38 protein-coding genes and 1 pseudogene are annotated in these 26,406 nt (G+C 66.3%); 2 read left to right on the forward strand and 37 right to left on the reverse strand.

Features of this window, described 5'->3' with window-relative positions:
• Window positions 1–43: 43 nt before the first annotated feature.
• Window positions 44–616 (reverse strand): uracil-DNA glycosylase, encoded by a 573-nt coding sequence (locus ACOGXA_RS14675; RefSeq protein WP_419924599.1) that lies wholly within the window; start codon window positions 614–616, stop codon window positions 44–46.
• Window positions 617–716: 100 nt separating this feature from the next.
• Here ACOGXA_RS14675 and ACOGXA_RS14680 point away from each other — a divergent pair, with 100 nt between their 5' ends.
• Window positions 717–1,631, forward strand: coding sequence for a P1 family peptidase (locus tag ACOGXA_RS14680; protein ID WP_419924600.1), 915 nt, complete (start codon window positions 717–719; stop codon window positions 1,629–1,631).
• Between the two features lies 1 nt (window position 1,632).
• Window positions 1,633–2,496: an SDR family NAD(P)-dependent oxidoreductase gene (locus ACOGXA_RS14685; RefSeq protein WP_419924601.1), complete on the forward strand. Its 864-nt coding sequence runs from the start codon at window positions 1,633–1,635 to the stop codon at window positions 2,494–2,496.
• 9 nt (window positions 2,497–2,505) lie between these two features.
• On the opposite strand, the gene alr is transcribed toward ACOGXA_RS14685, so the two are convergent.
• The 36 genes and pseudogenes from alr to rplC form a co-directional block, all read right to left on the reverse strand.
• A complete protein-coding gene (gene alr, locus ACOGXA_RS14690; protein WP_419924602.1) occupies window positions 2,506–3,615 on the reverse strand; it encodes an alanine racemase in 1,110 nt (369 codons plus the stop codon).
• The gene (locus tag ACOGXA_RS14695) at window positions 3,612–5,075 is read right to left on the reverse strand and encodes an NAD(P)H-hydrate dehydratase (RefSeq protein ID WP_419924603.1); all 1,464 of its coding nucleotides are present in this window, start codon (window positions 5,073–5,075) and stop codon (window positions 3,612–3,614) included. The genes alr and ACOGXA_RS14695 overlap by 4 nt, the downstream gene beginning before the upstream one ends.
• On the reverse strand, window positions 5,072–8,545 hold the full coding sequence (locus tag ACOGXA_RS14700) for an SIS domain-containing protein (protein ID WP_419924604.1): 3,474 nt from the start codon (window positions 8,543–8,545) through the stop codon (window positions 5,072–5,074). Before ACOGXA_RS14700 ends, ACOGXA_RS14695 begins: the two co-directional genes overlap by 4 nt.
• A 54-nt stretch (window positions 8,546–8,599) precedes the next feature.
• Window positions 8,600–9,910, reverse strand: a complete 1,311-nt coding sequence (glmM, locus tag ACOGXA_RS14705; protein WP_419924605.1) for a phosphoglucosamine mutase — start codon at window positions 9,908–9,910, stop codon at window positions 8,600–8,602.
• Window positions 9,911–10,012: 102 nt separating this feature from the next.
• Window positions 10,013–10,405 (reverse strand): 30S ribosomal protein S9, encoded by a 393-nt coding sequence (gene rpsI / locus ACOGXA_RS14710; RefSeq protein WP_419924606.1) that lies wholly within the window; start codon window positions 10,403–10,405, stop codon window positions 10,013–10,015.
• Entirely contained in the window at window positions 10,405–10,863 is a 459-nt protein-coding gene (rplM, locus tag ACOGXA_RS14715) for a 50S ribosomal protein L13 (protein ID WP_419924607.1), read from the reverse strand. The genes rpsI and rplM overlap by 1 nt, the downstream gene beginning before the upstream one ends.
• A gap of 83 nt (window positions 10,864–10,946) precedes the next feature.
• Window positions 10,947–11,705, reverse strand: coding sequence for a tRNA pseudouridine(38-40) synthase TruA (gene truA / locus ACOGXA_RS14720; RefSeq protein ID WP_419924608.1), 759 nt, complete (start codon window positions 11,703–11,705; stop codon window positions 10,947–10,949).
• Window positions 11,706–11,721: 16 nt separating this feature from the next.
• Window positions 11,722–12,072 (reverse strand): annotated as a pseudogene (gene rplQ, locus ACOGXA_RS14725) (50S ribosomal protein L17); the annotation flags it as partial.
• 13 nt (window positions 12,073–12,085) lie between these two features.
• Complete coding sequence (locus ACOGXA_RS14730; protein WP_419924609.1) at window positions 12,086–13,027, reverse strand: DNA-directed RNA polymerase subunit alpha; 942 nt, start codon at window positions 13,025–13,027, stop codon at window positions 12,086–12,088.
• Between the two features lie 42 nt (window positions 13,028–13,069).
• On the reverse strand, window positions 13,070–13,687 hold the full coding sequence (rpsD, locus tag ACOGXA_RS14735; RefSeq protein WP_419924610.1) for a 30S ribosomal protein S4: 618 nt from the start codon (window positions 13,685–13,687) through the stop codon (window positions 13,070–13,072).
• A 1-nt stretch (window position 13,688) separates the two neighbouring features.
• A complete protein-coding gene (gene rpsK, locus ACOGXA_RS14740) occupies window positions 13,689–14,087 on the reverse strand; it encodes a 30S ribosomal protein S11 (RefSeq protein WP_419924611.1) in 399 nt (132 codons plus the stop codon).
• Between the two features lie 22 nt (window positions 14,088–14,109).
• Window positions 14,110–14,490, reverse strand: a complete 381-nt coding sequence (gene rpsM, locus ACOGXA_RS14745) for a 30S ribosomal protein S13 (RefSeq protein ID WP_419924612.1) — start codon at window positions 14,488–14,490, stop codon at window positions 14,110–14,112.
• A gap of 3 nt (window positions 14,491–14,493) precedes the next feature.
• Window positions 14,494–14,607 carry a 50S ribosomal protein L36 gene (gene rpmJ / locus ACOGXA_RS14750; RefSeq protein WP_419924613.1) on the reverse strand — a complete coding sequence of 38 codons (114 nt, stop codon included), beginning with the start codon at window positions 14,605–14,607 and terminating at the stop codon, window positions 14,494–14,496.
• Between the two features lie 65 nt (window positions 14,608–14,672).
• On the reverse strand, window positions 14,673–14,897 hold the full coding sequence (gene infA / locus ACOGXA_RS14755; RefSeq protein ID WP_419845009.1) for a translation initiation factor IF-1: 225 nt from the start codon (window positions 14,895–14,897) through the stop codon (window positions 14,673–14,675).
• A gap of 132 nt (window positions 14,898–15,029) precedes the next feature.
• Window positions 15,030–15,587, reverse strand: coding sequence for an adenylate kinase (locus ACOGXA_RS14760; RefSeq protein WP_419924614.1), 558 nt, complete (start codon window positions 15,585–15,587; stop codon window positions 15,030–15,032).
• Complete coding sequence (gene secY, locus ACOGXA_RS14765) at window positions 15,587–16,936, reverse strand: preprotein translocase subunit SecY (protein WP_419924615.1); 1,350 nt, start codon at window positions 16,934–16,936, stop codon at window positions 15,587–15,589. The genes ACOGXA_RS14760 and secY overlap by 1 nt, the downstream gene beginning before the upstream one ends.
• A 34-nt stretch (window positions 16,937–16,970) precedes the next feature.
• On the reverse strand, window positions 16,971–17,456 hold the full coding sequence (gene rplO / locus ACOGXA_RS14770) for a 50S ribosomal protein L15 (protein WP_419924616.1): 486 nt from the start codon (window positions 17,454–17,456) through the stop codon (window positions 16,971–16,973).
• Window positions 17,453–17,638, reverse strand: a complete 186-nt coding sequence (rpmD, locus tag ACOGXA_RS14775) for a 50S ribosomal protein L30 (RefSeq protein ID WP_419924617.1) — start codon at window positions 17,636–17,638, stop codon at window positions 17,453–17,455. Before rpmD ends, rplO begins: the two co-directional genes overlap by 4 nt.
• Before the next feature lie 5 nt (window positions 17,639–17,643).
• Window positions 17,644–18,228 carry a 30S ribosomal protein S5 gene (rpsE, locus tag ACOGXA_RS14780; protein WP_419924618.1) on the reverse strand — a complete coding sequence of 195 codons (585 nt, stop codon included), beginning with the start codon at window positions 18,226–18,228 and terminating at the stop codon, window positions 17,644–17,646.
• A 46-nt stretch (window positions 18,229–18,274) separates the two neighbouring features.
• Window positions 18,275–18,637 (reverse strand): 50S ribosomal protein L18, encoded by a 363-nt coding sequence (gene rplR, locus ACOGXA_RS14785; RefSeq protein ID WP_419924619.1) that lies wholly within the window; start codon window positions 18,635–18,637, stop codon window positions 18,275–18,277.
• Between the two features lie 16 nt (window positions 18,638–18,653).
• Entirely contained in the window at window positions 18,654–19,193 is a 540-nt protein-coding gene (rplF, locus tag ACOGXA_RS14790) for a 50S ribosomal protein L6 (RefSeq protein WP_419924620.1), read from the reverse strand.
• Window positions 19,194–19,203: 10 nt separating this feature from the next.
• Window positions 19,204–19,608: a 30S ribosomal protein S8 gene (gene rpsH, locus ACOGXA_RS14795; protein WP_419924621.1), complete on the reverse strand. Its 405-nt coding sequence runs from the start codon at window positions 19,606–19,608 to the stop codon at window positions 19,204–19,206.
• 42 nt (window positions 19,609–19,650) lie between these two features.
• Window positions 19,651–19,836 carry a type Z 30S ribosomal protein S14 gene (locus tag ACOGXA_RS14800; protein WP_419924622.1) on the reverse strand — a complete coding sequence of 62 codons (186 nt, stop codon included), beginning with the start codon at window positions 19,834–19,836 and terminating at the stop codon, window positions 19,651–19,653.
• A 4-nt stretch (window positions 19,837–19,840) separates the two neighbouring features.
• Window positions 19,841–20,407, reverse strand: a complete 567-nt coding sequence (gene rplE / locus ACOGXA_RS14805; protein ID WP_419924623.1) for a 50S ribosomal protein L5 — start codon at window positions 20,405–20,407, stop codon at window positions 19,841–19,843.
• Entirely contained in the window at window positions 20,407–20,715 is a 309-nt protein-coding gene (rplX, locus tag ACOGXA_RS14810) for a 50S ribosomal protein L24 (RefSeq protein WP_419924624.1), read from the reverse strand. The genes rplE and rplX overlap by 1 nt, the downstream gene beginning before the upstream one ends.
• 5 nt (window positions 20,716–20,720) lie before the next feature.
• A complete protein-coding gene (gene rplN / locus ACOGXA_RS14815) occupies window positions 20,721–21,089 on the reverse strand; it encodes a 50S ribosomal protein L14 (protein ID WP_419924625.1) in 369 nt (122 codons plus the stop codon).
• Window positions 21,086–21,373 carry a 30S ribosomal protein S17 gene (rpsQ, locus tag ACOGXA_RS14820; RefSeq protein ID WP_419924626.1) on the reverse strand — a complete coding sequence of 96 codons (288 nt, stop codon included), beginning with the start codon at window positions 21,371–21,373 and terminating at the stop codon, window positions 21,086–21,088. Before rpsQ ends, rplN begins: the two co-directional genes overlap by 4 nt.
• On the reverse strand, window positions 21,366–21,590 hold the full coding sequence (gene rpmC, locus ACOGXA_RS14825; RefSeq protein WP_419924627.1) for a 50S ribosomal protein L29: 225 nt from the start codon (window positions 21,588–21,590) through the stop codon (window positions 21,366–21,368). Before rpmC ends, rpsQ begins: the two co-directional genes overlap by 8 nt.
• Window positions 21,591–21,592: 2 nt before the next feature.
• The gene (gene rplP / locus ACOGXA_RS14830) at window positions 21,593–22,009 is read right to left on the reverse strand and encodes a 50S ribosomal protein L16 (protein WP_419924628.1); all 417 of its coding nucleotides are present in this window, start codon (window positions 22,007–22,009) and stop codon (window positions 21,593–21,595) included.
• A gap of 6 nt (window positions 22,010–22,015) precedes the next feature.
• The gene (rpsC, locus tag ACOGXA_RS14835) at window positions 22,016–22,918 is read right to left on the reverse strand and encodes a 30S ribosomal protein S3 (protein WP_419924629.1); all 903 of its coding nucleotides are present in this window, start codon (window positions 22,916–22,918) and stop codon (window positions 22,016–22,018) included.
• Entirely contained in the window at window positions 22,918–23,574 is a 657-nt protein-coding gene (gene rplV / locus ACOGXA_RS14840) for a 50S ribosomal protein L22 (RefSeq protein WP_419924630.1), read from the reverse strand. The genes rpsC and rplV overlap by 1 nt, the downstream gene beginning before the upstream one ends.
• Window positions 23,574–23,852 carry a 30S ribosomal protein S19 gene (gene rpsS, locus ACOGXA_RS14845; protein WP_419924631.1) on the reverse strand — a complete coding sequence of 93 codons (279 nt, stop codon included), beginning with the start codon at window positions 23,850–23,852 and terminating at the stop codon, window positions 23,574–23,576. The genes rplV and rpsS overlap by 1 nt, the downstream gene beginning before the upstream one ends.
• Before the next feature lie 28 nt (window positions 23,853–23,880).
• Window positions 23,881–24,717: a 50S ribosomal protein L2 gene (gene rplB / locus ACOGXA_RS14850; RefSeq protein ID WP_419924632.1), complete on the reverse strand. Its 837-nt coding sequence runs from the start codon at window positions 24,715–24,717 to the stop codon at window positions 23,881–23,883.
• 8 nt (window positions 24,718–24,725) lie between these two features.
• A complete protein-coding gene (gene rplW / locus ACOGXA_RS14855) occupies window positions 24,726–25,016 on the reverse strand; it encodes a 50S ribosomal protein L23 (protein WP_419924633.1) in 291 nt (96 codons plus the stop codon).
• The gene (gene rplD / locus ACOGXA_RS14860; protein WP_419924634.1) at window positions 25,013–25,675 is read right to left on the reverse strand and encodes a 50S ribosomal protein L4; all 663 of its coding nucleotides are present in this window, start codon (window positions 25,673–25,675) and stop codon (window positions 25,013–25,015) included. Before rplD ends, rplW begins: the two co-directional genes overlap by 4 nt.
• The gene (gene rplC, locus ACOGXA_RS14865) at window positions 25,672–26,316 is read right to left on the reverse strand and encodes a 50S ribosomal protein L3 (protein ID WP_419924635.1); all 645 of its coding nucleotides are present in this window, start codon (window positions 26,314–26,316) and stop codon (window positions 25,672–25,674) included. The genes rplD and rplC overlap by 4 nt, the downstream gene beginning before the upstream one ends.
• Window positions 26,317–26,406: the final 90 nt, after the last annotated feature.

Genomic DNA, 26,406 nt, shown 5'->3' on the forward strand with positions numbered 1-26,406 from the left:
CGGCGCATCCCAATGTTGGGGGACCAGCTGATGGGGGCTCGGCTCATCGGGAAATCGCCATGCGCACTCGAACCAGGTCGGAGCGCATCTGGGCCTCTTGGAGGCCGCCGCCGCGCAAAATCGCTGCGGGGTGGTAGGTGGGAATGACCACCGTGTCGGCGCTGACCGGGCTATTCAGCGGGTAGTTTTGGCCCCGCAGCTTGGTGATGCCGGTTTTGGTGTCGAGCAGCAGCTTGGAGGAGAAATTGCCGAGGGTGACCACAACCGTCGGAGCGATGAGCTGGATTTGACGCTCCAGCCAAGGGCGGCAGGCGGCCACCTCTTCCGGCTTCGGATCCCGGTTGTCGGGAGGGCGGCATTTGACGACGTTGGCGATGTAGCACTGGTCGCGGGAGAGCCCGATCTCCTCGGCCATCAGCCGGTCGAGCAGTTTGCCTGACCGGCCCACGAAGGGGAGCCCTTGCCTGTCCTCTTCGGCCCCTGGCCCCTCGCCGACGAACATGAGGTCGGCACTGGGGTCGCCCATGCCGAACACCACTTGTGTCCGGCCGCGGGCCAACTCGCACTTGGTACACTCAGCAGCCTCAGCGGATACCTCTGCCAGCGTCAACGACACACAACAAGAATACGCCCCTTGGGGGGCGGCGGGTCGCCCCCGATTCAACACTTCAGCGGTCATGGGACAGCGGGGGGCTGGTGGAGTACCGTCACCGGTGATGCTCGGAGTTGGCGGGGGCGTGCTGGTAGGGCACTGGACCGACGAGGTGGCCCTCACGGGGTGCACGGTGGTGGTGTTTCCCGAAGGGACAGCAGCCTCAGGGGAGATTCGGGGCGGAGCGCCGGCAACCCGAGATTTTGCCCTGCTGGCCCCGGAGCAGACGGTGGGTTGTGTGGATGCGGTGGTGCTCTCGGGGGGCTCGGCGTTCGGGCTGGCCGCGGCCGACGGGGTGATGAGGTGGTGCGAGGAACAGGACAGAGGGTTCGAGACTCGGGGCGGGCGGGTTCCCATCGTGGTGGGCTTGTCGCTTTACGACCTGGCCGAGGGCGACGGCTCAGTGCGGCCCGGCCCCGATGCCGGCTACGCCGCCGCCCGGGCAGCCCATGAGGGGCATTCACCGCTGGGGCGGGTGGGGGCCGGCACGGGGGCGACGCTGAACAAGTGGCAGGGGGCGGAGCGCAGCGAGCCGGGCGGGCTGGGCGGCGCGCTTGTTCGAGTGGACGACGTCTTGGTGGGCGCCCTGGTGGCGGTCAATGCCTCGGGGGCCATAAACGACGGCTCCGTGGTCGACTCCCTGGCGTCTGGTGCCTACCAGCACCGCCCGGCTGATCCGTTTGCCGGGGGGGATGGCGCCCAAGTTTCCACCAATACGACCATCGGGGTGGTGGCGACCAACGCGGCGCTCGACAAGCTGGGCTGTTTTCTAGTGGCCCGCGGCGGCCACAACGGAATGGCTCGGGCGCTGTTGCCGGTGCATACTCCTGGCGATGGAGACGCGCTGGTTGTGGGTGCAACTGGCCAGGTCGAGGCCGATTTCGGGCTGGTTCGGCTGATGGCCGCGGCCGCCGTCGAGACAGCCATCCGCTCAGTGGGCCATGATGGCGGTGGTCGAACACAACCGCAAGGGGGTTGACATGGACGAATTAGCCGGCAAGGTGGCGGTGATCACCGGGGCGGGCAGCGGCATGGGCCGGGCCATGGTCCGCAAGGCCGCTTCGGAGGGCATGCACGTGTTGGCGGGCGACATTGATGAGGCCGGGCTGGCCGAGACGGTGGGGGGATTGGAGAACGCCCAGCTCATGCTGACCGATGTGACCAGCCCCGAAGCCAACGAGGCCCTGGCCGACGCGGCCCTGGAGCGGTTCGGCGGGATCCACCTGGTCCACCTCAACGCGGGGGTGCTCACTGGCGGGTTCATGTGGGAGAACACCGTGGACGACTGGCGGTGGGTGCTGGACGTGAACCTGTGGGGGGTGATCCACGGAGTGCGCAGCTTCGTGCCCCGGATGCTGGAGCGGGGCGAGCCCGGCCATGTGGTGATCACCGCCTCGGTCGGCGGCCTCACCGCCGGCGGGCTGCTCGGCCCCTACACCACCTCGAAGTACGGCGCAGTGGCCATCGCTGAGTCGCTCCATCGAGAACTGGACATCATCGGCGCGCCGATCGGGGTGTCGTGCCTGTGTCCCGGCCCGGTGGCCACCGGCATCTTCCGGGCCGAGCGCAACCGACCCGATACCTATGACGACACCTGCGGCCCCATGTCGGCCGACGCCGAGGCCGCCGCGTTCCACAAGGCGCTGATAAACGCGATCGACGCGGGCACCGATCCAACCGAGATCCCCGAGTTGGTGTTCGACGCGGTGCGCAGCGACAAGTTCTGGATCTTCCCCCACCCTGATTTCAAGGAGAGGATCGCAGCTCGCACCGAGTCGATCATGAATGAGGCCAATCCCGAATACACCGTGGGTTTGCCGGAGGCAATACCGCCATCGCGGTAGAGCCTCCCCCTACTGGTAGCGAAGGGTAACCCGGCGACCGAGGTTGCAGACGACTTCGTAGGCAACGGTGCCGAGACGCTCGGCGATCTCGGTGGCGGTGATCTCATCGTCGCCCTGTCGGCCCAGCAGGATCACCTCGTCGCCGGGGGATACGGGGCGTTCGAGGCCGCAGTCCACCATGGTCTGGTCCATGGTCACCACCCCGGCGATGGGGCGACGGCGGCCGCCGATCAGCACCTCGCCTCCGCTCACGCCCAGGTGCCGCGTCCAGCCGTCGGCGTAGCCGATGGGGATGGTGGCCAGCTGGGTCTCGGCCGGGGCGGTGTAATGGTGGCCGTAGGACACCGGGGTGCCGGCGGCGATGGTCTTTACCATGGATACTTCGGTGCGCAGAGTCATGGCCGGCTGAAGCGACAGGCAGCCGGCCAATGCCGGTGACGGAGGGATGCCGTAGATGGCGATGCCGCAGCGCACCATGTCGAACCGGCCCGCGGGGTGGGCCATGGCCACGGCCGAGTTGGCCAGGTGGCGGCGAAAATCGTGGTGGCCGGCCACCCGCAACCGGGACAGCAGGTGGTTGAACTGCTCGATCTGATAGGCGGTAAACGGATTGTCGGGCTCGTCGGCCACCGCGCAATGAGTCCACACCCCGGCCAACTCCAGGGTGTCGCGCTCAGCGATGGCATCGGCCAGCATCAACACCTCAGCCGGCGGGGCCCCCACCCGGGTCATGCCGGTATCGACTTTGACCTGGACAGGCAGGCACACCCCGGCGGCGGCCGCGGCGGCCGCCGCGCCCGCCAGCCCCGCGCCCTGATATACGGTGGGGATCAGCCGGTGCTCAACCACTTCGGCGAACTCATTGGGCCGGGGCTCAGACAACAGGAGGATGGGGGTTTCGATTCCATCCTCGCGAAGCCGGCGACCCTCGTCTACCAGAGCCACGGCCAGCATCGCGGCGCCCGCGTCCACTGCGGTTCGGGCAACTGGGATCATGCCGTGCCCGTAGGCGTCGGCTTTGACCACCGCGCACAGCTCGGCCGGGCGGGCCAGTTCGGCCAATAGGCCAACATTGTGGGCGACTGCCGTCAGGCTGATGTCGGCCCAGGTCGGCCTCATGGGGCTGCCGTCGGCGCCGCAGCAGGTTCCCAAGCGGTGGGAAGGGCCGACGCCGGCGGCCGATTGTCGATGGACGACCACACTTCAGGCAGAGCAATCAGCAGATCAGATGCCGCCATTGCTCCAGACGGACGAGTGTTGCCTGCTTCTCCGTGAAGCCAAGCCGCCGCCGCGGCGGCGTTCATGGGCGCCGCCCCGGCACTCAGCAAGCCGCAGATCAGCCCGGCCAGCACATCGCCGGTGCCTGCGGTGGCCAGCCGGGCGTCGCCGTTGGCTATGGCCATCGCCGTGCCGGCGGCATTGGCCACCACAGTGGTGGGGCCTTTGAGCAGCACGATCGCGCCGGTGGCATCGGCCAGCGATCGGGCGGCGGCGAATCGGTCGGAGGGCGGGGCGGCGCCGGTCAAAACGCGGTACTCGCCGTCATGGGGGGTCAACACGGTGGGACTGCTGCGATGGGCCAGCAGATTGGGCGCATCGGTGCCCAAGGCGGCCAGGCCGTCGCCGTCGATTACCAGGGGAAGAGGGGATTTGGCGACGAGGTCGCGTACTGCTTGAACGGTGTCGGGCCGTCGTCCCAGCCCGGGCCCCACCAGCATCGACTTGAAGCGGGAGATGTCCTCGGCACCAACGGCCGCCGTGCCCCAGTGCTTGGCCGGGAGGGGGCAGCCCACGGCCTCGATGGGCGCAGCAGGGCCAGACAGAAGGTGAGCAGCGTCGAGCCCGGGGGTGCTCAGGCGGACGTATCCCGATCCGCCTCGCAGGGCAGCGGAGGCGGCCAGGCGGGCGGCACCAGTCATGCCCGGCGATCCCGCGATGACCCAGGTAGCCGTATGCCACTTGTGGGACTCGGCCGGCCGGGCTGGCAGCCAATTGGACACGTCTTCAGCGGTGACCAGATGGGCTCGGGCCGCGGCGACGTCGAGTCCGATGGAGGCCACCGTGACTTGGCCGCAGCGTTGTGCTCCGGGGTGGAGGATCAATCCCGGCTTGAGGGCGCCGAATGTGACGGTGTGGTCGGCAGACCAGGCGCGGCCATGGATTTCTCCAGTCAATCCATCCACTCCCGAGGGGATGTCGGCGGCCAGTATCGGAGCGATGCGGTCGGGTCTGCCGAGCGCGGGCGGCGGCGAAGGGGGGGAATACGGCCTCCGCAGACCGGTGCCATAGGCGGCGTCGATGGCCAAGTGGGCCGCAGGCAGCATTTCAGGCCCGTCGGCGGCGTCGACCACCGCCACCCGAACGCCTCGACGTCGCAGGCGTCGGGCTGCGGCGCGTCCGTCGGCACCGTTATTTCCCTTGCCGGCCAACACCGTGACCCGTCGTCCGTAGCTTCCTCTCAACATGTTGAGCGCGGTTCGGGCCAATGCGCCGCCGGCCCGCTCGATCAACTCCTCGACTGGCTCAGGGGCAGCCTCGTCTATGGCGGCCATCTCATCTGGGGTGGCGATGGGGATCACGGTCGCCAGCGATCGGCGAGATCGGCCACCGGCTCCAGCAGGAGATCTTCTGTGGTGATGTCGCCCAGCCGGTCGAGGCGGAAGTCGGGCTCGGTCTCGGTCACCTCGTCGCGCAGGGCGGCGAATCGGTTTCGATAACCCTCCAGCACTTGCTGGGCCACCTCTGGAGAGAGGCTGGGCTGGAGTCGCACGTGCAAGAGGGTCAGGCCGATGGTCTGGCGATCCTTGACCTCGGGAATCAGCACAATGGTCCGCCCGTCGGAGCGACCCCGGGCGGTTCGCACCTGCCGCTCAACCGCCACAAGGTGCTTGCTGCCCCGCAGAGTGGGGTCGCGGTCGGTGCGGGAAGCCAGCCCAACGGTGATGCCGCCCCGGTCGATCACATGGATGGTGGTGCTGGAAGCCTCAGGATCGCCGTTGATGATGTAGCGGATATGCCCGGTGACCTCGGCGACTGCGGGGCTCAGAGCAGTCAGCGTGCGCAGGGTCTGGTAGCTGAGGTAGTGGCGGGGGGCACCGGCATTCAGGGCGGCTCGGACCAGAGGCAGTTCGAGCAACGACTCCTCAGCCCGGGAAATCCCAACGGTGACGGTCTTGGCCTGATGGCGGATGGCGTCAACTGGTCGGGTCAGCTCGCCGACGGCCACGGTGAGCATGGCGGTGAGGTCTTCCAGCACCACTGCGGGAGTGCCCACTCGTCCTCGCTCCAATTGGTAGGCATCCAGTGGAGCGATGCCCATGGCGTAGCGGTACATGGAGGCCAATTCGGCGGCGGTGCCCGCCTCTAGGCACCCGTTGTAGCGGCCGTGGCGGAGGTCTTGAAAGAACCGCTGGGCCGCGGGGGCGAATTGGGGGCGGAGTTTGGCCAGCATCTCCTGGCTGTCGATGTCGGCGTCGCTAGCGGCGACCTCGGCTTCGATGGCCGCCCGGGTCTCCCGCAAGGGTTGGGCCAGTTCGTCGATGGCCAGCGCCGCTTCATAGCCGAACAGGTGGCCGACCATCGTGGCCAGAACAAAGGCCAATTCGGGCGAGGCAGTGGTCGGGGTGGCGATCACTTCGGCGGCGGCGTCGAATCGGGCTTCGGTGCCGCTGGTTATGACGATGGGAGCGGCCTTGTGGGCTCGGAAGATGGCCACTTCTTTGGCCACGTCGTCAACCGTGGAGTCGAACAGTCCGGCCGCACACACCAAGATCAGCGGTTCTGAGGACAAATCGATGTGCTTTTTGTCCTCGGTGGTGTCACAGGCGATCGACTTGTAGCACAGCTCGGACAGCTTGATCCGCACTTCCTCAGCGGCCACCCGGTTGAGCCCGTTGCCCACCACGGCCCAATATGTGCGGCCCAAGGCGTGGCGGCGGACAATGTCAGCGATGCGGTGATGCAGGTTGAGCACTTCGGCCATTGCCGATGGCAGGTCTCGCAGTGAGGCCAGCAGTTGCTGGCCTCGCTCGTGACGGAGGGAATCAGCGGTCCTGCCTCCGCCGGTGGCATCGCCCAAGGCCACCGACAGCAGCACGCCGGCGGCCACTTGGGCGTAGAACGCCTTGGTGGAGGCCACGCTCATCTCCACATCTCGCCCGTCAGAGGTGTAGAGCACGCCGTCGGCTTTGTCGCAGAGGTCGCTATCGCGTCGGTTGACGATGGCAATGACGGCTGCGCCCCGCCGCCGCACCAGATCAACGGTGCGGTTGGTGTCGGTGGTGGTTCCCGATTGGCTGATGGCGATGACCAGGGTGTCGCTCATGTCGGCTTTCATCCCGAACCCCGACAGCTCGGTGGCCTGAACAGCGCTGACTTGTCGATCCGGCAGTTCTTTGCGCAGGAAATGGGCCAGGCTTTGGGCGGCCACTGCGGCGGTCCCCTGGCCGATCACCACGAAGTTGCCGATCTTGCCGTCGGCCAGCCGCCGCACCAGGGGAGCGGGAAGTGTCTCGGGGGTCAGCTTCACCGTCAAGATCGGTGGGTGCCGGCCGTCGTGAGTGCTGGTGATCCGGCCTCGCAGGGTCTTTTGGAACGATTCGGGAGACTCGGTGATCTCCTTGAGCAAATAGTGGCGGAAGCCCCGGCGGTCGACATCGCGAGTGGTCGTCTCCGGTCGGGTGATTTCTTCATCGGCAACCGGCAGCGGCGTGCCGTCATAGGAGAAGCGCTGGACGGCGGCCAAGTTCCCGGCGTGGCGGCGGTCGAGGACCACCATCTGACCGCGGCTGGAGGCCGCGTTTTCTGGGTCGGATGGCGTCTCGCCGTCCATCCGCAGATAGCGGCCGGCCTGCTCCACGAGGCCATATGGCTCACTGGCCACGACATAGGCGTCCTCGGCGGCACCGATGTACAAGGCCTGGCCGCTCCCCCGCAGGGCCAGCAGGAGTTGGCCGGGGTGGGCGGCGGTCTGCCCGGCGATGGCCACCGAGCCGCTTAGGGTGGCCACTGTGCGGCGGAAGGAGTCCACGGTCGCATTCGGGCCAGATGAGTCGTTCAGGCGGGCAGACCACAGGGCGGGGATGACCTTGGCATCGGTGGTGATGCCGGGGTCTAGGGTCAAGCCATGCCGGGCCACCAGATCGGTGTGGTTGTCGACGTCGCCGTTCAGGGCCCCGATGGCATAGGGCCGAGGGGGGCCGTCGACCACTTCGGAGTTGAGGGGGTGGGCGTTGGCCTCGGTCACCATGCCCACGCTGGCCCAGCGAGTGTGTCCGACGACCACCGCTGAAGACTCGTTTGAGTCAACTGCGGCGGCCAGCAGCTCGTCGTCGGCGATGGCATTTCGCAGGGCAGCGGTATTGTCGCCCAGTTCGCCGATTTCGGCGGCGGCTTTGTAAACGAAGCTCAGGGCGTTGTCGGCCCAGCGCACTGAGCCGGTGCGAAAGAGGGGATCGGCAGCCCGCTCGGCCACCGCCGCGGCCACCGCCGGCGTCGAGGCGTCCAGACCATGGCCGCTGACCATGATGTGGAGTCCCGCAGAGTCCCGCCCCCGAACTTCCAGCCGGTCCAGTGCCGACAGGGCGATCTGCACCGAGCTGAAGGAGGCCAACGCAGCGTTGCTGGGGGCGGGCCCGGCCAACTTGGCCACGGCGTCAGCGGTATTGAGCCGGTCATTGCCGATGGCCCACACCGCATCCTTCAAGTCGATCAGCGCAGCGTTGACCGCCTCGGAGGCCCGCTCACCCCCGGAAAGGTCGAGATCGGTTTCCAAACCGGCGATCAGCCGCTCAATCTCGTTGAGCGCGCTGCGGATCGTTGCCCGCAGGGGCTTCTCGCGCAGCAACGACTGGAGCCCGGCAGTGCCGTGGAGCAGGCGGTCTGCTCGGGTCAGGTTGTCGGCCGCAGCCCCGATACGCCCCGCCAAATCATCGGCACAGCCAAGGTCGCGCAAATGCCCGACCACCGGGCTCAAAAGGTCGAGGACCTCGGCCGAGGTCGGGGGAACCCGCTGCGAGTAGCGCCGTACCACCGCGACAATGCCACACATCTCCCCCGAGGTTAGTGGGCTGCTTGCCGGATGACTCGCCCAGGGCTGACGGGCTCAGGGGCCTATCGCATCGGCGACGTCGGCGGCGATGGATCTGGCGACTTCAGGGGTTTCGGCCTCGACCATGACTCGCACGACGGGTTCGGTGCCGGAGGGGCGGACCAGGATTCGGCCGTTGGCGCCCAATGCCTGTTCGGCGGCGGCGACCGCGGCCGACAGGCGGTCTTCGTCAACAGAGGTTGAGCCGATGGACACGTTCTGGAGCACCTGGGGCATCTTGGTCATGGTGTCGGCGGTGAGGTCGCGCAACCGCAGGCCGCGTCGGGCGACCACTTCGAGGAGTTGCAAGGCGGTGAGAAGGCCGTCGCCGGTGCTGGCTAGGGCGGGGAATATCACATGGCCCGACTGCTCGCCTCCCAGCGCCCAGTCGCCGTCTTGGAGGGCGGCCCAAACATGGCGGTCGCCCACCGGAGTGGTTACCACGTTGATTCCCTGCCGGGCCATGGCCCGATGGAAGCCCAGGTTGGTCATCACCGTTACCACCACGGTATTGCCGGGCAGCCGACCCTGTCGATGGCGATCGGTCGCGCAGATGGCGATTATCTCATCGCCGTCCACCAGATCGCCGGTGTGGTCCACGGCCAGCACCCGGTCGGCATCGCCGTCGAAGGTGAGCCCCAAATCGGCGCCTTGTGCACAGACCGCCTGCGCCACGGCCTCAGGGTGGGTGGAGCCGCACCGGCTGTTGATATTGCGACCGTCGGGTCGCGCGTTGATCACGGTGACGGCTACGCCATGGGCCTGGAGCGGGCCGGGGAGCGCGGCGGTAGCCGAGCCGTGGGCCGCGTCCACAACCACTCGGAGTCCTTGTCCGTCGAAGTCGGCGGAGGCGGCCACCGCGGTCTGATAGCCGCGCACCAGCGCGGAGGCATCGGTGGTCAGTCGAGCACCGGCGGGATCGGGTGGCCGACCCCGGTCGGGATCGGCGAGAACCGACTCCAGAGCAGCCTGTAGTTCGTCGTCCAGTTTTCGGCCACCGGGGCCGAACAGCTTGACACCGTTGTCCTGCCACGGGTTGTGGGAAGCCGAGACCACGGCACCGGGGATGTGCTCTCGGGCCGCGGCCCAAGCCACTGCTGGGGTAGGGGCCACCCCCATGTCCAGAGTGGGAACCCCGACTGCACTGAACCCGGTGATCAGGGCATCAGCGAAATCGGGACTCGATGCCCGGGTGTCGCGGCCGATGACAACCGGGCCGGATGGGGCCAAGACTTCGGCCGCGGCGTGGGCCAGTCGGACGACATCATCGGGAAGTAGCTCGTCGTAGGCTCGGCCCCGAACACCGTCGGTACCGAAGCGGAGCACGGGCTGGGCTTAGCGCTGGCGGGGACAGGCGAGCCGCGACTTCCAGCATCGCTGCTCAATCGCCGCCTTGCCGCTAGACGCAGTGCCCATTCGCGCCGTCTCTTAGCGCTTGGAGTACTGAGGCGCCTTGCGGGCTTTCTTCAGGCCGTACTTCTTGGACTCCTTCTTGCGGTCGTCGCGGGTCAGGAAGCCTTCCTGCTTGAGAACTTCCCTCATCTCAGGATCCAAGGCCACCAGCGCCCGGGCAATGCCCAACCGCAGAGCTCCGGCCTGGCCGTTGGCCCCGCCGCCGTGCATGTTCACATCGATGTCGTACATCTCGGCGGTGTTGGTGACCCGGAGGGGGGCCATGAACGCCATCCGGTGGCTCCGGGATGGGAAGTAGTCCTCGGCTTGGCGCCCGTTGACGGTCACCTGCCCGGCGCCGGGGCGTAGCCGGACGCGGGCGACAGCTCGTTTGCGGCGTCCGGTGGCCTGGGTCAGAGGGGAGGGCATCAAGAGTCTCCGGTCTTGGATCGGGCCCCGTTGATCTCCATGGGCTGGGGCTGCTGGGCTTGGTGGGGATGGAGCGGTCCGGCGTAGACCTTGAGCTTGCGGAGCATCTGGCGGCCGAGACGATTCTTGGGGAGCATTCCCCGCACCGTTCGGCGCACCGCCTCGGCCGGCTGGGTTTCCAGGAGGTGTCCGTAGCTGCTCTGGCGCAGGCCGCCGGGATAGCCGGAGTGGCGGTACACCTGCTTGTCAGTGGTTTTGGTGCCGGTGAGCACCACTTTTTCGGCGTTCACGATGATCACGTGGTCGCCGGTGTCGAGGTGGGGCGTGAAGCCGGGCTTGTGCTTGCCTCGCAGCACGCTGGCCACTTCGGTGGCCATGCGACCGAGGACGAGCCCTTCGGCATCCACGAGGTGCCACGCGCGTTCGATGTCTCTGATTTTCGGAGTGTAGGTGGGCATCGGCTTTCTTTCGGACGCGATCCCGGAACGGCAATGATACGGCCCGAACCAGGGGGGTGACAACTGGCCCAGCGGGCATCGGCTTATGGGGCTTGCGAATAGGAGACCGACCACAGGCACAGGCCATGGGGTGGGGCCAGCCTACCGACGCCCGCGCGGTCCCTGGCGACCAGGATTTCGGCCATGGACTCGGGAGGGCAGCGGGCGGTGCCGATGTCCACCAGGGCGCCGGTGATGGAGCGGACCATCTGGTGGCAGAAGGAGGAGGCCTCGATCTCGAAGCGCAACAGGCCTTGATCGGCGACGAGCCAGTTGGCCCGCTTGACGACGCGCACCCGGGATTTTTCGGTGCCATCGGCATTGCGCTGCCGGCGGCAGAAGGAGGAGAAGTCGTGTTCGCCCACGATGGCCGCGGCCGCCGCGTTCATGGCGGCGGTGTCGAGCGGACGGGGATGGTGCCAAGCGGTTGCGGCCAGGAACGGATCGGGCACCTCGCGGTTCAGCACCGTGTAGTGGTAGGTGCGGCTGGTGGCGGCGAAGCGGGCGTCAAAGCCGCAAGGCGCAGCCTCCAGATCCAAGATGGCGATGGCCGGGGCCAACATGCGGTTCACCGCAGTGCGCAGGCCCAGCAGGTCGGCGCTGTCGGCCGCATCGAAGCTCACCACTTGACCTCTGGCATGGACACCGGCGTCGGTGCGGCCGGCACAGGCCAACTCCACCGGTTGGCGCAAGTACCGGGTGAGGGCTTCGGTCAGCTCACCGCCGACCGTTCGGACCCCCTCGTTGACTGCGAACCCATGGAACGACCCGCCGTTGTAGGCGACCGTGGCGCGGACTCGCACGGTCGTCGGGGGGCTAGACCAACTCGATGCGGGCCATGGGGGCGTTGTCGCCGTAGCGCGGCCCCAGCTTCAGGATGCGGGTGTAGCCGCCGGGCCGGTTGGCGTAGCGGGGACCGATATCCACTATGAGCTTGTCGGCGATCTCCGGGTCTCCCAGGTGGGCCAGGATTTGGCGGTGGTTGTGCTGCCCGCCCTTTTTGGCCTTGGTGATGAGCTTCTCGGCCACCGGGCGCATGGCCTTGGCTTTGGCCTCGGTGGTGGTGATGGCCTCGGCCGCGATCAGCGAGGCGACCAAGTTGGCCATCATCAGCTTCTGATGCTGCGAGCTTCCGCCGAAGCGGCGTCCTTTGCGGGGTCGTCCGGGCATGGTGTTCCCCGCTCTAGGACCGGGGCCCAGCGAGGGCGAGACCCCGCTCGTCCAACTTCTCGTTGACCTCGTCCAGCGATTTCTGTCCAAAGTTGGTGATGGCCAGCAACTCGTCCTCGGTGCGGGCCAGCAACTCGCCGATCATGTTGATCTGGGCCCGCTTGAGGCAGTTGCGGGGCCGTTCGGAAAGCTCCAGGTCTTCGATGGGCAAATCCAGGTCGGGGGCCCCGGCGAGAGCACTGCCCGCCTCGGCCATGCTCAGCCCCTGGGGTTCATCGCTCATCTCCTCGACCAACTGCACCAGGGTCCGCAAGGTGGCGCCAGCCGAGGCAAGGGCATCTCGGGGGGTGATGGAGCTGTCGGTCTCGATGTCCAGCACCAGACGGTCGAACTCGGTGGACTGCTCCACTCTGGTGGGGTCAACGGTATAGGTCACCCGGCGCACGGGGGAGAAGATGGAGTCGATGGGGATGACCCCGATGGTGGAGTCTTCCTTGTTGCTCTCGGCCGATACATAGCCCCGCCCCCGAGAGACGGTGACGTCCATGGCCAATCGGGCCTTGTCGTTCAACCGGGCGACGATCAGATCGGGGTTGAGCACTTCGACGTCGGGGGTGACGGCCAAGCTCGCACCGGAGAGTTCGCCGGGGCCTCGCTGGTCGATGCGGAGTTCAACCGGTTCTTCGCTGTAGCACCGAAACACGAGATCCTTCAGGTTCAAGATGATGTCGGTCACGTCCTCGGCCACACCGCTGATGGTGTCGAACTCGTGGAGGGCGTCGTCGAAGCGCACCCTGATCACGGCCGCGCCGGGGATCGACGACAGCAGCGCTCGGCGCAGGGAGTTGCCGAGGGTGTGCCCGAAGCCAGGCTCCAGTGGGCCGATGGCGAACTTCTGGCGATTGCCTTCCAGTTCGGTGACAGGTTCCACGGTGGGTCGTTGCATTACCAGCATGATCCGGCTCCCTCAGGTCTTGGAATGGTGGTTGGGTTGGGCTTATTTGCTGTAGAGCTCGACTATGAGCTGTTCTCTGACTGGCACATCGATCTGCTCGCGCAGCGGGGCGTCTCGCACGGAGGCCTCGAAGCCGTCGTCGCTCCGGCTCAGCCAGGCGGGAGGAGTGCGATCGAGCACATCCAGGTTCCAAGTCACCACGATCATCTCCTTGGCCTTGTCTCGCAGCGACAGCACATCGTCCTTGCGGAGTCGGTAGCTGGGGATGTTGACCCGGCGGCCGTTCACGCTGATGTGGCCGTGCGAGACGAACTGCCGGGCCTGGGGGCGGGTGGCCGCCCAACCGAGGCGGTACACCACGTTGTCGAGGCGCAGCTCTAAGAACCGCAGCATGTTCTCGCCGGTGACCCCTTTGTGGCGGGCCGCCTCCTTGAAGACGTTGCGGAACTGGCGCTCGTTGAGGCCGTAGGTGTACCTGGCCTTCTGCTTCTCCTGAAGCTGGAGCAGGTACTCGGACACGTTGCCCCGTCGTCGGGACCTTCCGTGTTCGCCCGGAGGGTAGGGGCGCCGCTCTAGGGCGATGGTCTCGCCCTTGGTGCCCCATACGTTCACGCCGAGTCGCCGGGATACGCGGGATCGCGGGCCGGTGTAGCGGGACATGTCAGACCCTCCGCCGCTTGGCCGGTCGGCAACCGTTGTGGGGAATGGGGGTGACGTCTTTTATGCCGGTTATCTCGATGCCCACTCCCTGAAGCGAGCGGATGGCGGTCTCACGGCCCGAGCCCGGCCCGCGGACTTGCACGTCAACCTTGCGCACACCGTGCTCCATGGCCTTGCGGCCGGCCTGCTCGGCGGCCATCTGGGCGGCGAACGGGGTGGACTTGCGAGATCCCTTGAATCCGACGTTGCCGGCTGAAGCCCAAGAGATGACATTGCCCTGCTGGTCGGCGATGGTCACGATGGTGTTGTTGAAGGAGCTCTTGATGTGAGCCACCCCGTAGGAGATGTTCTTGCGCTCTCGGCGCCGGGGCCGGCGCCCTCCGGCTGATGGCTTGGCCATTAGCGGAAAATCCCTTCTCGTCTCACTTCTTCATCACTTTCTTCTTTCCGGCGACTGTCTTTTTCGGTCCCTTGCGGGTTCGAGCGTTGGTATGGGTGCGCTGGCCGCGCACGGGGAGCCCCCGGCGGTGGCGCAGTCCCTGGTAGCAGCCGATCTCCATCTTGCGCTTGACGTCTTGGCTGGTCTCCCGGCGAAGGTCGCCTTCCACCCGCAGACTGCCCTCGATGTAGTTGCGCAATCGGGCCACCTCTTCATCGGTGAGGTCGCGCAATCGGGTGCTCTCGCTGATCCCCGTCTCGGAGCAGATCCCGCGGGCCAAAGACGGCCCGATGCCGTAGATGTAGGTCAGGGAGACCACGGTGCGCTTTTCCCGGGGGATGTCGACGCCGGCGATACGGGCCACAGCTCAGCCCTGCCTCTGCTTGTGTCGGGGGTTGGTGCAGATCACCCGCACTCGCCCATGTCGGCGTATGACCCTGCACTTGTCGCAGATTCTCTTGACGCTGGGACGGACTTTCACGGTGTGCCTTTCGATGATCCGTTGTGCGCTGTGGCTGTTCTCATAGGGGGCTGTTTTCGTGGGGGCTATTTGTATCGGTAGGTGATCCGGCCCCGCTGGAGGTCGTAAGGGGTCAATTCCACTTGGACCCGGTCGCCGGGGAGGATTCTGATGTAGTGCATCCGCATCTTGCCAGAGATGTGGGTCAGCACCTTGTGCCCGTTCTCGAGTTCAACCCGGAACATGGCATTGGGAAGGGATTCGGTAACCGTCCCCTCCATGATGATGGCGTCTTCCTTGTTTTTCGCCAAGGGCGACCTCTCCTGACGTCTTGGCAAGCTGATGCGGCTAACGGCGCGAATAATGGCCCACTACGTGAGCCGACGAGCCATGCTATCGGGCGCTTCTGATGGGAACAAACCGGCTAGCAGGCTCGAGCGGCACTAGAGCCCGTCGATGACTTCGGCCATGCGGGCGAACACCTCGTCTTCGGCGCCGAGGCCGTCGACCACGGCCAAGCACCCCCGCTCCTCGAACCAGGCCAGCAGCGGGGCGGTTTCGGCCTCGTAGAGCTCCAGCCGGCGGGCGATGGTCTCGGCAGTGTCGTCAGCCCGGCCCCGGGCCAGCATCCGCTCGGTGACCTCGGCAATGGGCACGTCGAGGTTGATGGCCAGATCGGCCCCGGTTCCGCCCGCGATCTCGGCCAGAGCGTCGGCCTGCGCGGTGGTGCGGGGAAAGCCGTCCAACAGCACACCGCGGGCTTGGATGTCGGCGTCGCCCAACCGTTCATCGACAATGCCGATCATGATGTCGTCGCCCACGAGGTCGCCGGCATCCATCACCGCCTTGGCCCGCAGACCCAGTTCGGTGCCCGCCTCCACCGCGGCCCGGAGCATGTCGCCGGTGGACACGTGGACAACCCCGTAGCGTTCAGCCAACAACGCGGCCTGGGTCCCCTTGCCCGACCCCTGACGCCCCAGAATCACGAGGACTTGAGGCATTACTTCAGGAAGCCCTCGTAGTTTCTCATCATGAGCTGGCTGTCGATCTGTTTCATGGTTTCCAGGGCCACGCCCACCGCGATGAGCACGGAGATGCCGCTGAAGCTATAGGCGGTTGCGCTCTCGCTGGGGATGTACTGGGAGAGGGCAATGGCGGGAATGACGGCCACCGCGGCGATGAACAGCGCCCCGGGCAAAGTGATGCGCGACAGGATGCGGCCCAGGTAGCGCTCGGTTTGGCGGCCGGGCCGGATGCCGGGGATGAAACCGCCCTGCTTGCGGATCTGGTCGGCCTGCTTGACCGGGTCGAAGGTGATGGCGGTGTAGAAGTAGGCGAACCCCACGATCATCAGGGCGAAGACGATCAGGTACACCGTGTCGGCCGGATCACCCAAGTGGGTGTTCACCCAGCTCTGGACGCTCTCCCCCCAAGTGTTGTGGTCGGGGTTGGAATCAGAGGGGAGCACCGCGGAGAGCAAGATGGGCAGGTACAGAACCGAGCTGGCGAAGATGATGGGGATCACCCCCGACTGGTTCACCTTCAGCGGGATGTAGGTGCTCTGGCCGCCGGCCATGCGCCGGCCCACCACACGCTTGGCGAACTGCACCGGGATCTGGCGCTGGCCGTTCTCCACGAACACGATGGCCACCAAAAGGGCCAGGTACATGAGGGCGATGACGAACACCGCGCCCCAACCCTCCGACGCCTTCACGAGGGAGAACTGGTTGGGGATGGTGGACACCACCGAGGCGAAGATGATCAGCGACATGCCGTTGCCGATGCCCTTCTGGGTGATGAGCTCGCCCATCCACATCAGCAGGGCGGTGCCCGCGGTGAGGGTGAGCACCACCAGGAACACCCGGGGGGCGGTGAAGTTGGGCAGCAGGTCGATGGCCTGGTTGGCGTTGCCTCCGGTGAGGCTGAGCCCGCCGCCGCCGTTGTGGAACAGGAAGGAGAAGGAAGTGGCCTGGATGATGGCGATTGCGATGGTCAGGTACCGGGTCCACTGGGTGATCTTGCGCTGGCCCACCGCACCCTGGTTCTGCCACTGCTCGATGCGGGGGATCACCACGCCCAGCACCTGCATGATGATGGATGCGGTGATGTAGGGGAAGATGCCCAGGGCGAAGATGGCGAACTGCGACAAGGCCCCGCCGGAGAAGAAGTTCAACAACCCGGTGACACCGCCGGCATCGGCCTGGTTGCGGAGCTGTTCGACGGCGTCGAGGTCGACGCCGGGGGAGGGGATGGCGACACCGAGGCGGAAGACGACCAGCATCGACAGGGTGAACAGGATCTTGTTCCGCAGATCGGCCACTCGGAACATGTTCGTCACCCTGGTGAGCACGGCTATATCTCTCCTTTGACCCTGGGGGTCGTGGCTAGCGGTTGGTTAGGGCGTTGCCCTTGGCCGGGGGTCGCCCGGTGAAGGGCTTGGGCAACACCTCCACGCTACCGCCTGCGGCGGTGATGGCCGCTTTGGCGGACTCGGAGAAACCGTGGGCCTTGACGGTGACCGCTCGGGTCAGCTCGCCCCGGCCCAGCACCTTGGCCAAAGCGCCCTTGTGCAGAAGCCCGTGCTCGTGCAGGACTTCAGGAGTGACCTCATCGAGCCCGGTGGCCTCGATCACGTCTAGGTTGATGGCCTGGTACTCCACTCGGAAGGGGTTCTTGAACCCCCGAAGCTTGGGCACGCGGCGGGCCAGAGGCATCTGGCCGCCCTCGAATCCGACGGGGATCTTGCTGCGGGCCCGCTGGCCCTTCATGCCCCGGCCCGCGGTCTTCCCGCCCTTGCCGGCGATGCCCCGGGCCTTGCGCTGCGGCTGCTTGCGAGAGCCGGGAGCTGGTTTCAGATCGTGGACCTTCATGATTCGTCGGTCTCCTCCCAGGAGATCAGGTGGTCCACCTTGTCGATCATCCCCCTGATTTCAGGGGCGTCCGGCAGGGTGTTGGTCTGCCCGATGCCCCGCAACCCCAGCGCCCGCAGCGTGCCCCGCTGCTTGGGCCGGGTGCCGATCTGAGATCGGGTCTGGGTGACCTTGATCGCCATGGCGGCTACTCCTCGTCGCCGGCCGAGGCGGTGGCGGACATGCGCTCCGATTCCCGGTAGGCGGCCAGCAGTCCGGCGGGAACGAACTCATCGGCGGGAATGCCCCGGTGGCGGGCCACCTCGTCGGGGCGCTTGAGGGCCTTGAGTCCGGCGATGGTGGCCCGGGCCACATTGATGTGGTTGGGCGATCCCAGTGACTTGCACAAAACGTCGCCGATGCCGGCTTCTTCCAGGATGGCCCGAGCCGCGCCGCCGGCAATCACGCCGGTGCCGGGGGCAGCCGGCTTGAGCAGAACCCGACCGGCGCCCATCTCGCCGATAACGGGGTGGGTGATGGTAGAGGAGGCCAGCGGTACCCGGAACAGGTTGCGGCGGGCTTCCTCGGTGCCCTTCTGAATGGCCAGGGGCACCTCCTTGGCCTTTCCGTAGCCCAGCCCGACCCGTCCTGCGCCGTCGCCGATCACTACCAGCGCGGTGAAGGAGAACCGCCGTCCGCCCTTGACCACTTTGGCCACCCGGTTGATGTTGATGACCCGGGAGTCGCGCAGCTGGGCGTCGCCGGCTGGCGTCGAGGTTGAGGTGTCAGTCATGGCCGTTCCCGACGCGAGGTATTTTGGGATGCGTTGATGGTGGTCACTAGAACTCCAGTCCAGCTTCTCTAGCTGAATCAGCTAGGGCGGCCACTCGTCCGTGGTAGCGGAAGCCGCCCCGGTCGAATACGACCGCGGTGATGTTCTTCTCCTTGGCCCGCTCAGCGATGAGCTTGCCCACCGCGGCGGCACCGGCCACGTTGCCGGTAGGACCGGATCGCAGCCCCGACTCGGTGGTGGAGGCCGACGCGATGGTGTGGCCCGCGGTGTCGTCGATGAGCTGGGCGATGATGTGGCGGTTTGACCGGTACACGGCGAGGCGGGGGCGCTCGGTGGTGCCCTGGACCTTCTTGCGGACCCGGCGATGGCGCCGGACCCGGCTGTGGTGCTTGTGTTTGACGCTGCTCATATCTCTTTCCGGTGCCCTACTTCGCGGCCTTCCCGGCCTTGCGGATGATCCGCTCACCGGCATAGCGAATGCCCTTGCCCCGGTAGGGCTCGGGCTTGCGGATGGCTCGGATGTCGGCGGCCACTTGGCCGACTGCTTGCTTGTCGAAGCCCAGAACGTGGATGCTCGTCTGGTTGGGCACCTCGAACGTCACCCCGTCGGGCGCCTCGACGTGTACAGGGTGGCTGAACCCCAACTGCAACTCGATCTTGCCTGCGCCTTGGGCGATGGCCCGATAGCCCACCCCCACGATCTCCAGTTCTTTGCGGTAGCCCTCGCTGACCCCGGTGACCATGTTGGCCAACAGCGACCGGCTCAACCCGTGCAGGGCCTTGGTGTTGCGCTGCTCGTCGGCCCGCTCGACGAGCACCAACCCGTTTTCGATTCGAGCCGAGATGGCCTCAGGCAGGTTGTGCTCCAGCGAGCCGCGTTGGCCGGTAACGGTCACATGGGCGCCGTTGATGGCCACGTCCACGCCGTCTGGCACCGGTATGGGGTTCATTCCAACTCTTGACACCGCAGCCCTCCTACCAAACCACGCAGACGACCTCGCCGCCCATGCGGCGGCGGCGAGCCTCGCGGTCGCTCATCAATCCCTTGCTGGTGGACACGATGGCCACCCCCAGCCCACCGAGCACTCGAGGGATCCCGTCCGACTTGGAGTACACCCGCAGGCCGGGCTTGGACACCCGGGTGATACCGGAGATGACCCGCTCCCGCTGGTCGGAGTACTTCATGTCGATGGTGAGGGTTTGCCCGGGGCCGCGCTCGGCGTTGGCCACCTCGAAGTTGTCGATGTAGCCCTCCTGCTTCAGGACGCCGGCCAGCGCCACCTTCATCTTGGAGGACGGCATCTTCACCTCGTCGCGCATGGCGGTGTTGGCGTTGCGGATGCGGGTCAGCATGTCGGCGATGGGGTCGGTCATACTCACAGTCGCATCACCTCTTTGGGGTCGGTCATACTCACGATCACCTCACCAGCTCGCCTTGGTCAGGCCGGGGATCTCGCCCGCGTGGGCCAGCTCCCTAAGGCACACTCGGCACAGGCCGAATTTGCGGTACACGGCCCGGGGTCGGCCGCAGCGGCGGCAGCGGGTGTAGCCCCGCACCTTGAACTTCGGCGTTTTCTGCTGCTTTTGGACAAGCGCTTTTTTTGCCATTGAATTACTGTCCCTCGGCTCGGAATGGAAAGGAGAAGGCCTCGAGCAGAGCTCGGCCCTCCTCGTCGGTGGTTGCGGTGGTGACGATCGTGATGTCCATGCCCCTGACGGTGTCGATGGAGTCGTAGTCGACCTCCGGGAAGATGAGCTGCTCGGTGACCCCGAACGAGTAGTTGCCGTTCCCGTCGAAGGCTCGGGGCGACAGGCCCCGGAAGTCCCGGATGCGGGGAATGGCCAGGTTGATGAGCCGATCCAGGAACTCCCACATGCGGGGCCCCCTAAGGGTGACCTTGGCCCCAATGGGGTTCCCCTCGCGGATCTTGAAGTTGGCGATGGACTTCTTGGCCCGAGTGATGACGGGCTGTTGGCCGGCGATGGTGGTCAGGTCGGCCACCGCGCCATCGAGCAGTTTGGCCTGGGCCACGGCCTCGCCCACGCCCATGTTCAAAACGACCTTCTCGAAGCGGGGCACCTGCATGACGTTGTTCAGATCCAGATGCTCCTTGAGCTGGTCGCGGACCTCTTCCCGGTACAGGGCTTGCAGTCGGGGGGCAGAAATAGTGGCGGCCATTACAGGTCCACCCCGGTGCGGCGGCATATGCGGACCTTTCGGCCGTCGGTGTCGAACCGGTATCCCACTCGGGTGGGGCGGCCGTCGGCTGGGCTGATCACGGCCACGGTGGAGGCCTTGACGGGCATCTCCTTGTCGATGATGCCGGTCTGCATAATCCCCTGGCGGGGACCTTGGTGTTTGGTGGCGACGTTCACGCCGTCCACGATCACCGTTCCCTGGGCCGGGAAGGCGAACATGACCTCACCCTCCTTGCCCCGGTCTTTCCCGCTGAGCATCCGGACTCGGTCTCCTTTGCGAATCTTCATGGCAGCTACAGCACCTCCGGTGCTAGCGACACGATGCGCATGAACCGCTTGTCCCGCAGCTCTCGCCCCACCGGGCCGAAGATACGGGTTCCCCGAGGCTGCTGCTGGTCGTTGATGAGCACGGCGGCGTTCTCGTCGAAGCGGATGTAGGAGCCGTCCTTGCGCCGCTTCTCCTTCTTGGCCCGGACCAAAACGCAGCGCACCACGTCGCCCTTGCGGACCGCGGCACCGGGCATGGCGTCTTTGACGGTAGCCACGAACACGTCGCCGATGGTGGCGTAGCGCTTTCGGGAGGAGCCCAGGACCCGAATGCACAGCACCTCTTTGGCCCCGGAGTTGTCGGCCACTTTGACCCGGGTCTCCTGCTGGATCATCGGGCCCGCTCCACCACTTCGAGGAGCCGCCACCGCTTGTTCTTGGACAGCGGACGGGTTTCCTGCACCCGCACCCGGTCGCCCACCGCGAGCTGGTTGGTCTCGTCGTGGACGTACAGGCGGGTGGTGCGCTGCACGGTCTTGTTGTAGCGGCGGTGGCGGACACGATCGGTGGATGCCACCACTGCGGTCTTGTCCATTGCGGCGGACACCACCATCCCCTCCCGCACTTTGCGGCCGTTGGGCCGGGGAGTGGGGGGCACTTCAATCGAGGGATCAGACATTCTCTGCCTCCAGGGCCTCGGCGGCTTGAATCTCCCGCATTCGCAGCTCGGTCATGGCTCGAGCCACCTCCTTTTTGGCCTGCTTCAGGCGGGCGGTGTTGTCCAGACGGCTGGTGACGATTTGGAAGCGGAGCTTGAACACCTCGTCTTTGGCCTCGTCCAGCCGCTCAATGAGCTCAGCGTCACTGAGGCCGGTCCAGGTTGCTTTGCGGGCCATCGCTACCACCCTTCCCGGCGCTCGACGAAGCGGGCCTTGACAGGGAGCTTCTGGATGCCCCGCTCAATGGCGGTGCGGGCCATCTCAGGGTCATGGTAGGAGAGCTCGAACAGGATGCGGCCGGGTTTCACCACGGCCACCCAGCGCTCCGGGTTGCCCTTGCCTGAGCCCATGCGGGTTTCAGCGGGCTTCTCGGTAACCGGCTTGTCGGGGAAGACGTTGATCCAAACCTTGCCGCCTCGACGGATGTGCCGGGTGATGGCGATGCGGGTGGCCTCGATCTGGCGGGCGGTGATCCACCCCGGTTCGAGGGCCTGGATGCCGTACTCGCCAAAGTTCACGCTGGTAGCCCCTTTGGCGCGGCCTTTGGTCCGGCCGCGATGGTGTTTGCGGTGCTTGACCTTCTTGGGCATCAACATGGCAGGTCAGTCTCCATCGCCGGGGCGGAAGTGCGGCGTCTCGCGGTGTTCGCGAGTGGTGCGGAGGATGTCCTCCTCCTCTTCGAGCAGCTTCTCGAACTCGGGGTCGGCTTCTTTGATCAACGGTGCGGGCTCTTCGGCTTCTTCAGGGCGATCCACCTCGCCCTGCCGCCGGGCCGCGGCCGACGACACCACGGTTCGCGGTCTCTGCGAGCCGGAGGCCTCCCCGACCGCCATGGCCGCCTCGCGGCTGATCTTGTCCTCGGCCTGAGTCTTGTAGGGCAGGATGTCGCCTTTGTAGATCCACACCTTCACTCCGATGCGCCCGTAGGTGGTGTGAGCCTCTCGGAAGCCGTAATCGATGTCGGCCCGCAGCGTGTGAAGGGGAACCCGGCCTTCTCGGTACCACTCGGTGCGGGCCATCTCCGAGCCGCCCAAGCGGCCCGAGCACTGCACTCGAATGCCGAGAGCTCCGGCTTTCTGGGCATTTTGCACCGCCCGCTTCATGGCCCGGCGAAAGGCCACCCGGTTTGCGAGCTGGTCGGCAACTCCCTGGGAGATGAGAGCGGCGTCCAGCTCAGGCTGCTTGATCTCCTGGATGTTGAGTTGCACCCGGTTGTTGCCGGTGATCTTGGCCAGGCCATTGCGGAGCCGGTCGGCCTCGCTGCCCCGGCGACCGATGACGATTCCCGGCCGGGCGGTGTGGACGTCTACCCGCAGCCGGTCTCGGGTGCGCTCGATCTCGATGCGGCTGATTGCTGCGTGGGGCAACTCCGACATCAGGTAGTCGCGCACTTTCCAGTCCTCGATGATGAAGTCGCCGTATTCCCGCCGGTTGGCGAACCAGCGCGATTTCCAATCGGTGGTGACCCCCAGTCGGAACCCGTAAGGATTGATCTTCTGGCCCATCAGGATTCCTTCTCGTCTTCTTCGGATTCGGCCTCGGCCTGGTCGGCCTCGGATACAGCATCGGAGTCGTCGGCCTCGGATACAGCTTCGGCCTCGGATACAGCTTCGGCCTCGGCCTCGGCGTCATCCGGGGCTTCGATGTCGTCCTCATCGTGGTCGTGGTCTTCGGCTCGACTGGCGTCGCGCTCGCGGCTGGCCGCCACCCGCCGCCGACGGGTTTCGGCTGCCGAAGTGCGCCGGCCAGTGCCTTTGAGGGCCATGCGGGCGTCGAAATCGGCCAATTCCTCGTCGGTGTATCGGGCCACCACCACGGTGATGTGGCAGGTCCGCTTGCGAATGCGGGTGGCCCGCCCTCGGGCCCGGGGCCGCCAGCGCTTGAGCGTGGGGCCCTCGTCGGCATAACAGGCGGCGACGAACAACTCGTCGCCGTCGAGCTCATCGTTGTGCTCGGCGTTGGCCACCGCGGAGTCGAGGCACTTGGCGATCGTGTCGGAGATGCGCCGTTCCGAGAAGGTCAGAATCTCCCGAGCTTCGGAATACGACTTCCCTCGCACCAAGTCGAGCACTTCCCGGGCCTTGTAGGCCGAGGACCTCACGTACTTGGCCACTGCCCGACTGCCCGGCCGGGTCTCGGCGCCCACGGTGACCGCGGTCATCAGCGCCGGGCTCCTCGCTCTTGGCCTGCGTGGGCCCGGAACGTTCGAGTGGGCGCGAACTCGCCCAGTTTGTGGCCCACCATCGACTCGGTGATGTAGACCGGCACATGCTTGCGGCCGTCGTGGACCGCAATGGTGTGGCCCACCATGTCGGGGATGATGGTGGAGCGGCGGGACCAGGTGCGGATGACCTGCTTGGTGTTCTGGTCGTTGAGCGCGTCTACCTTGCGCAACAGGTGGCCGTCGACGAACGGGCCCTTCTTCAAACTCCTGGGCATCGGCGGTCCCTCCTTTCGGTGTCTCGTCCTAGCGACGGCCGCCGCGGGTGCGACGTCGTCGGATGATCATTTGCTGCGACTTCTTCTTCTTGTTGCGGGTGCGGCCCTCGGACTGGCCCCACGGAGACACGGGGTGGCGTCCGCCGGAGGATTTGCCCTCGCCTCCGCCCAATGGGTGGTCAACCGGGTTCATGGCCACACCCCGGGTCTGCGGCCGTACTCCCTTCCAGCGGGATCTACCGGCCTTGCCCAGCTTGACCAGCTCGGCCTCGGCGTTGCCCACCGCTCCCACAGTGGCCCGGCAGTCTATGGGCACTCGTCGCATCTCGGTGCTGGGAAGCCGGAGGGTGGCAAAGCTGCCTTCTTTGGCCACGAGCTGGGCACTGGCGCCGGCGGAACGAGCCATGCGGGCCCCGCCGCCGGGTTTCAACTCAACGGCATGGACGGTGGTTCCCACTGGTATGTAGCGCAGCGGCAGGGCGTTGCCCAGCCTGATCTCGGAGGTGGGTCCGTTTTGCAGGATGTCGCCCACGCCCACGCCCTCAGGGGCCAAGACATAACGCTTCTCGCCGTCGTGGAAATGCAGCAGCAGGATGCGGCAGTTGCGGTTGGGGTCGTATTCCACCGATGCCACTGTGGCGGGAACGCCGTCCTTAGCCCGCTTGAAGTCTATGACGCGGTAGCGCTGCTTGTGGCCTCCACCCCGATGACGGGCGGTCTTGCGTCCGTGGTTGTTGCGCCCACCGGTGCTGGTCTTCTTGGCCACCAGCGACTTCTCGGGTTTCGTGGCGGTGACGCTGGAGAAGTCCGAAACCGTTTGGAAGCGGCGACCGGGGCTGGTGGGATTTCGTCTACGAACTGCCATGGTGTGCCTCAAACATCGAACAACTCGATTTGGTCGCCTTCGGCCAGCGTGATCAGCGCCCGCTTGACGTCGGGTCGGCGGCCGAAGGTGGGGCTGCGCCGGTTGCGGCGGCGCTTGCCCTTGCGGTTCATGGTGTTGACTTTGAGAACGGTGACGTCGAACAACGACTCCACCGCGTCTTTGATCTCGGGCTTGGACGCGTCGGGGTGAACCCGAAAGGTGTAGACATTGGATTCCAGCAGTTCGTAGGACTTCTCTGAGACCACCGGGGCCAGCACAACGTCGCGGGGGTCTTTCACGCTTCGTCTCCTTCGCTCGCGTCGGCCTCGTCGGAATCCTGTCCGGCGGCAGTGGTGGAGGGCAGGGTGCCGAGGGTGAACACCACCACATCGGACACCAGCACGTCGTAGGCGTTCAGCTCACCGGGGGTGATGAGGTGAACCCGGGGCAGATTGCGGAAGCTCTTCCACACCTCAGGCTCATCGCCGTCAGCTACCAACAGCACGCGACCCTCAACCTGCAAGGCGTCGAGCGCGGCCACCGCATCCTTGGTGCGGGGGGATTCGAACTGCCAGCGGTCGACCACGACAACCTTCTCTTCGCGAGCGCGATCAGAAAGCGCCGACCGCAGCGCCAAGCGGACCATTTTCTTGGGCGTGCGCTGGCGGTAGCTCCGAGGCTTGGGGCCGAGGGCCACGCCCCCTCCCCGCCACTGGGGATTGCGTATCGAGCCGTGGCGGGCCCGGCCAGTGCCCTTTTGGCGCCACGGCTTGCCGGGGCCCCCTTTGACCTCGGCTTTGGTCTTGGTGCTCTGGGTTCCCCGGCGCCGGGCCGCCAGTTGGGCGGTGACCACTTGGTGCATGACGGCCACGTTGGGCTTGATATCGAACACCTCGGGGTCCAAGTCCACCGAACCGGTCTCGGTGCCGGTGGTATCGCGAACGGCCACGGCGGTCATTTCGCACCGTTCTTCACGGCGCTGCGGATCAGCACGGTTGAGCCGCGTCGGCCGGGAACCGAGCCCTTCACCAGGATCAAGTCGTTCTCGCTGTCCACCCTCACCACCTGGAGATTCAGCGTGGTGACCTTTTCGGCGCCCGCTCGTCCCGGCATCTTCTTGCCGCGGAAAATCCTCGACGGGGTGGCGCACTGGCCCACCGCGCCGGGCTTGCGGTGGACTTTGTGGGCCCCGTGGCTGGCCTTTTGACCGCTGAAGTTGTGCCGTTTCATAACGCCGGTGAAGCCCTTGCCCTTGCTGACTCCGGTGACGTCCACCAACTCTCCGCCGTCGAACACCTCTACCCCGATCTCCTGGCCGGCCTCGTAGGCGCCCACGTCGTCGAGGCGCAACTCCACCAGCGTGCGGCCAGGGGCAACCCCGGCCTTGGCCAGGTGGCCGCGTTCGGGCTGGGTCAGCCGATCGGGATTCTGGGTTCCGAAGGTCACCTGCAAGGCGGAATAACCATCGGTCTCGGGCCGTTTCACCTGCACGACGCGGCAGGGCTCCACCCGCAGCACGGTGACGGGCACGACGCGGTCGTCCTCGTCCCAAACCTGGGTCATTCCTAGTTTTTCGCCGACAATCGCCTTGGCAACCATCGCGAACCTGCCTTCATGCGAACGCTCCGCACGGGTGCAGCCCCATCGTGTGGGGCGTTCCGGCGGAGCGGGCTTAGGTTGTGCCGTCCG

The organism is Candidatus Poriferisocius sp. (genome assembly GCF_965208475.1).
GTDB lineage: Bacteria > Actinomycetota > Acidimicrobiia > Acidimicrobiales > Bin134 > Poriferisocius.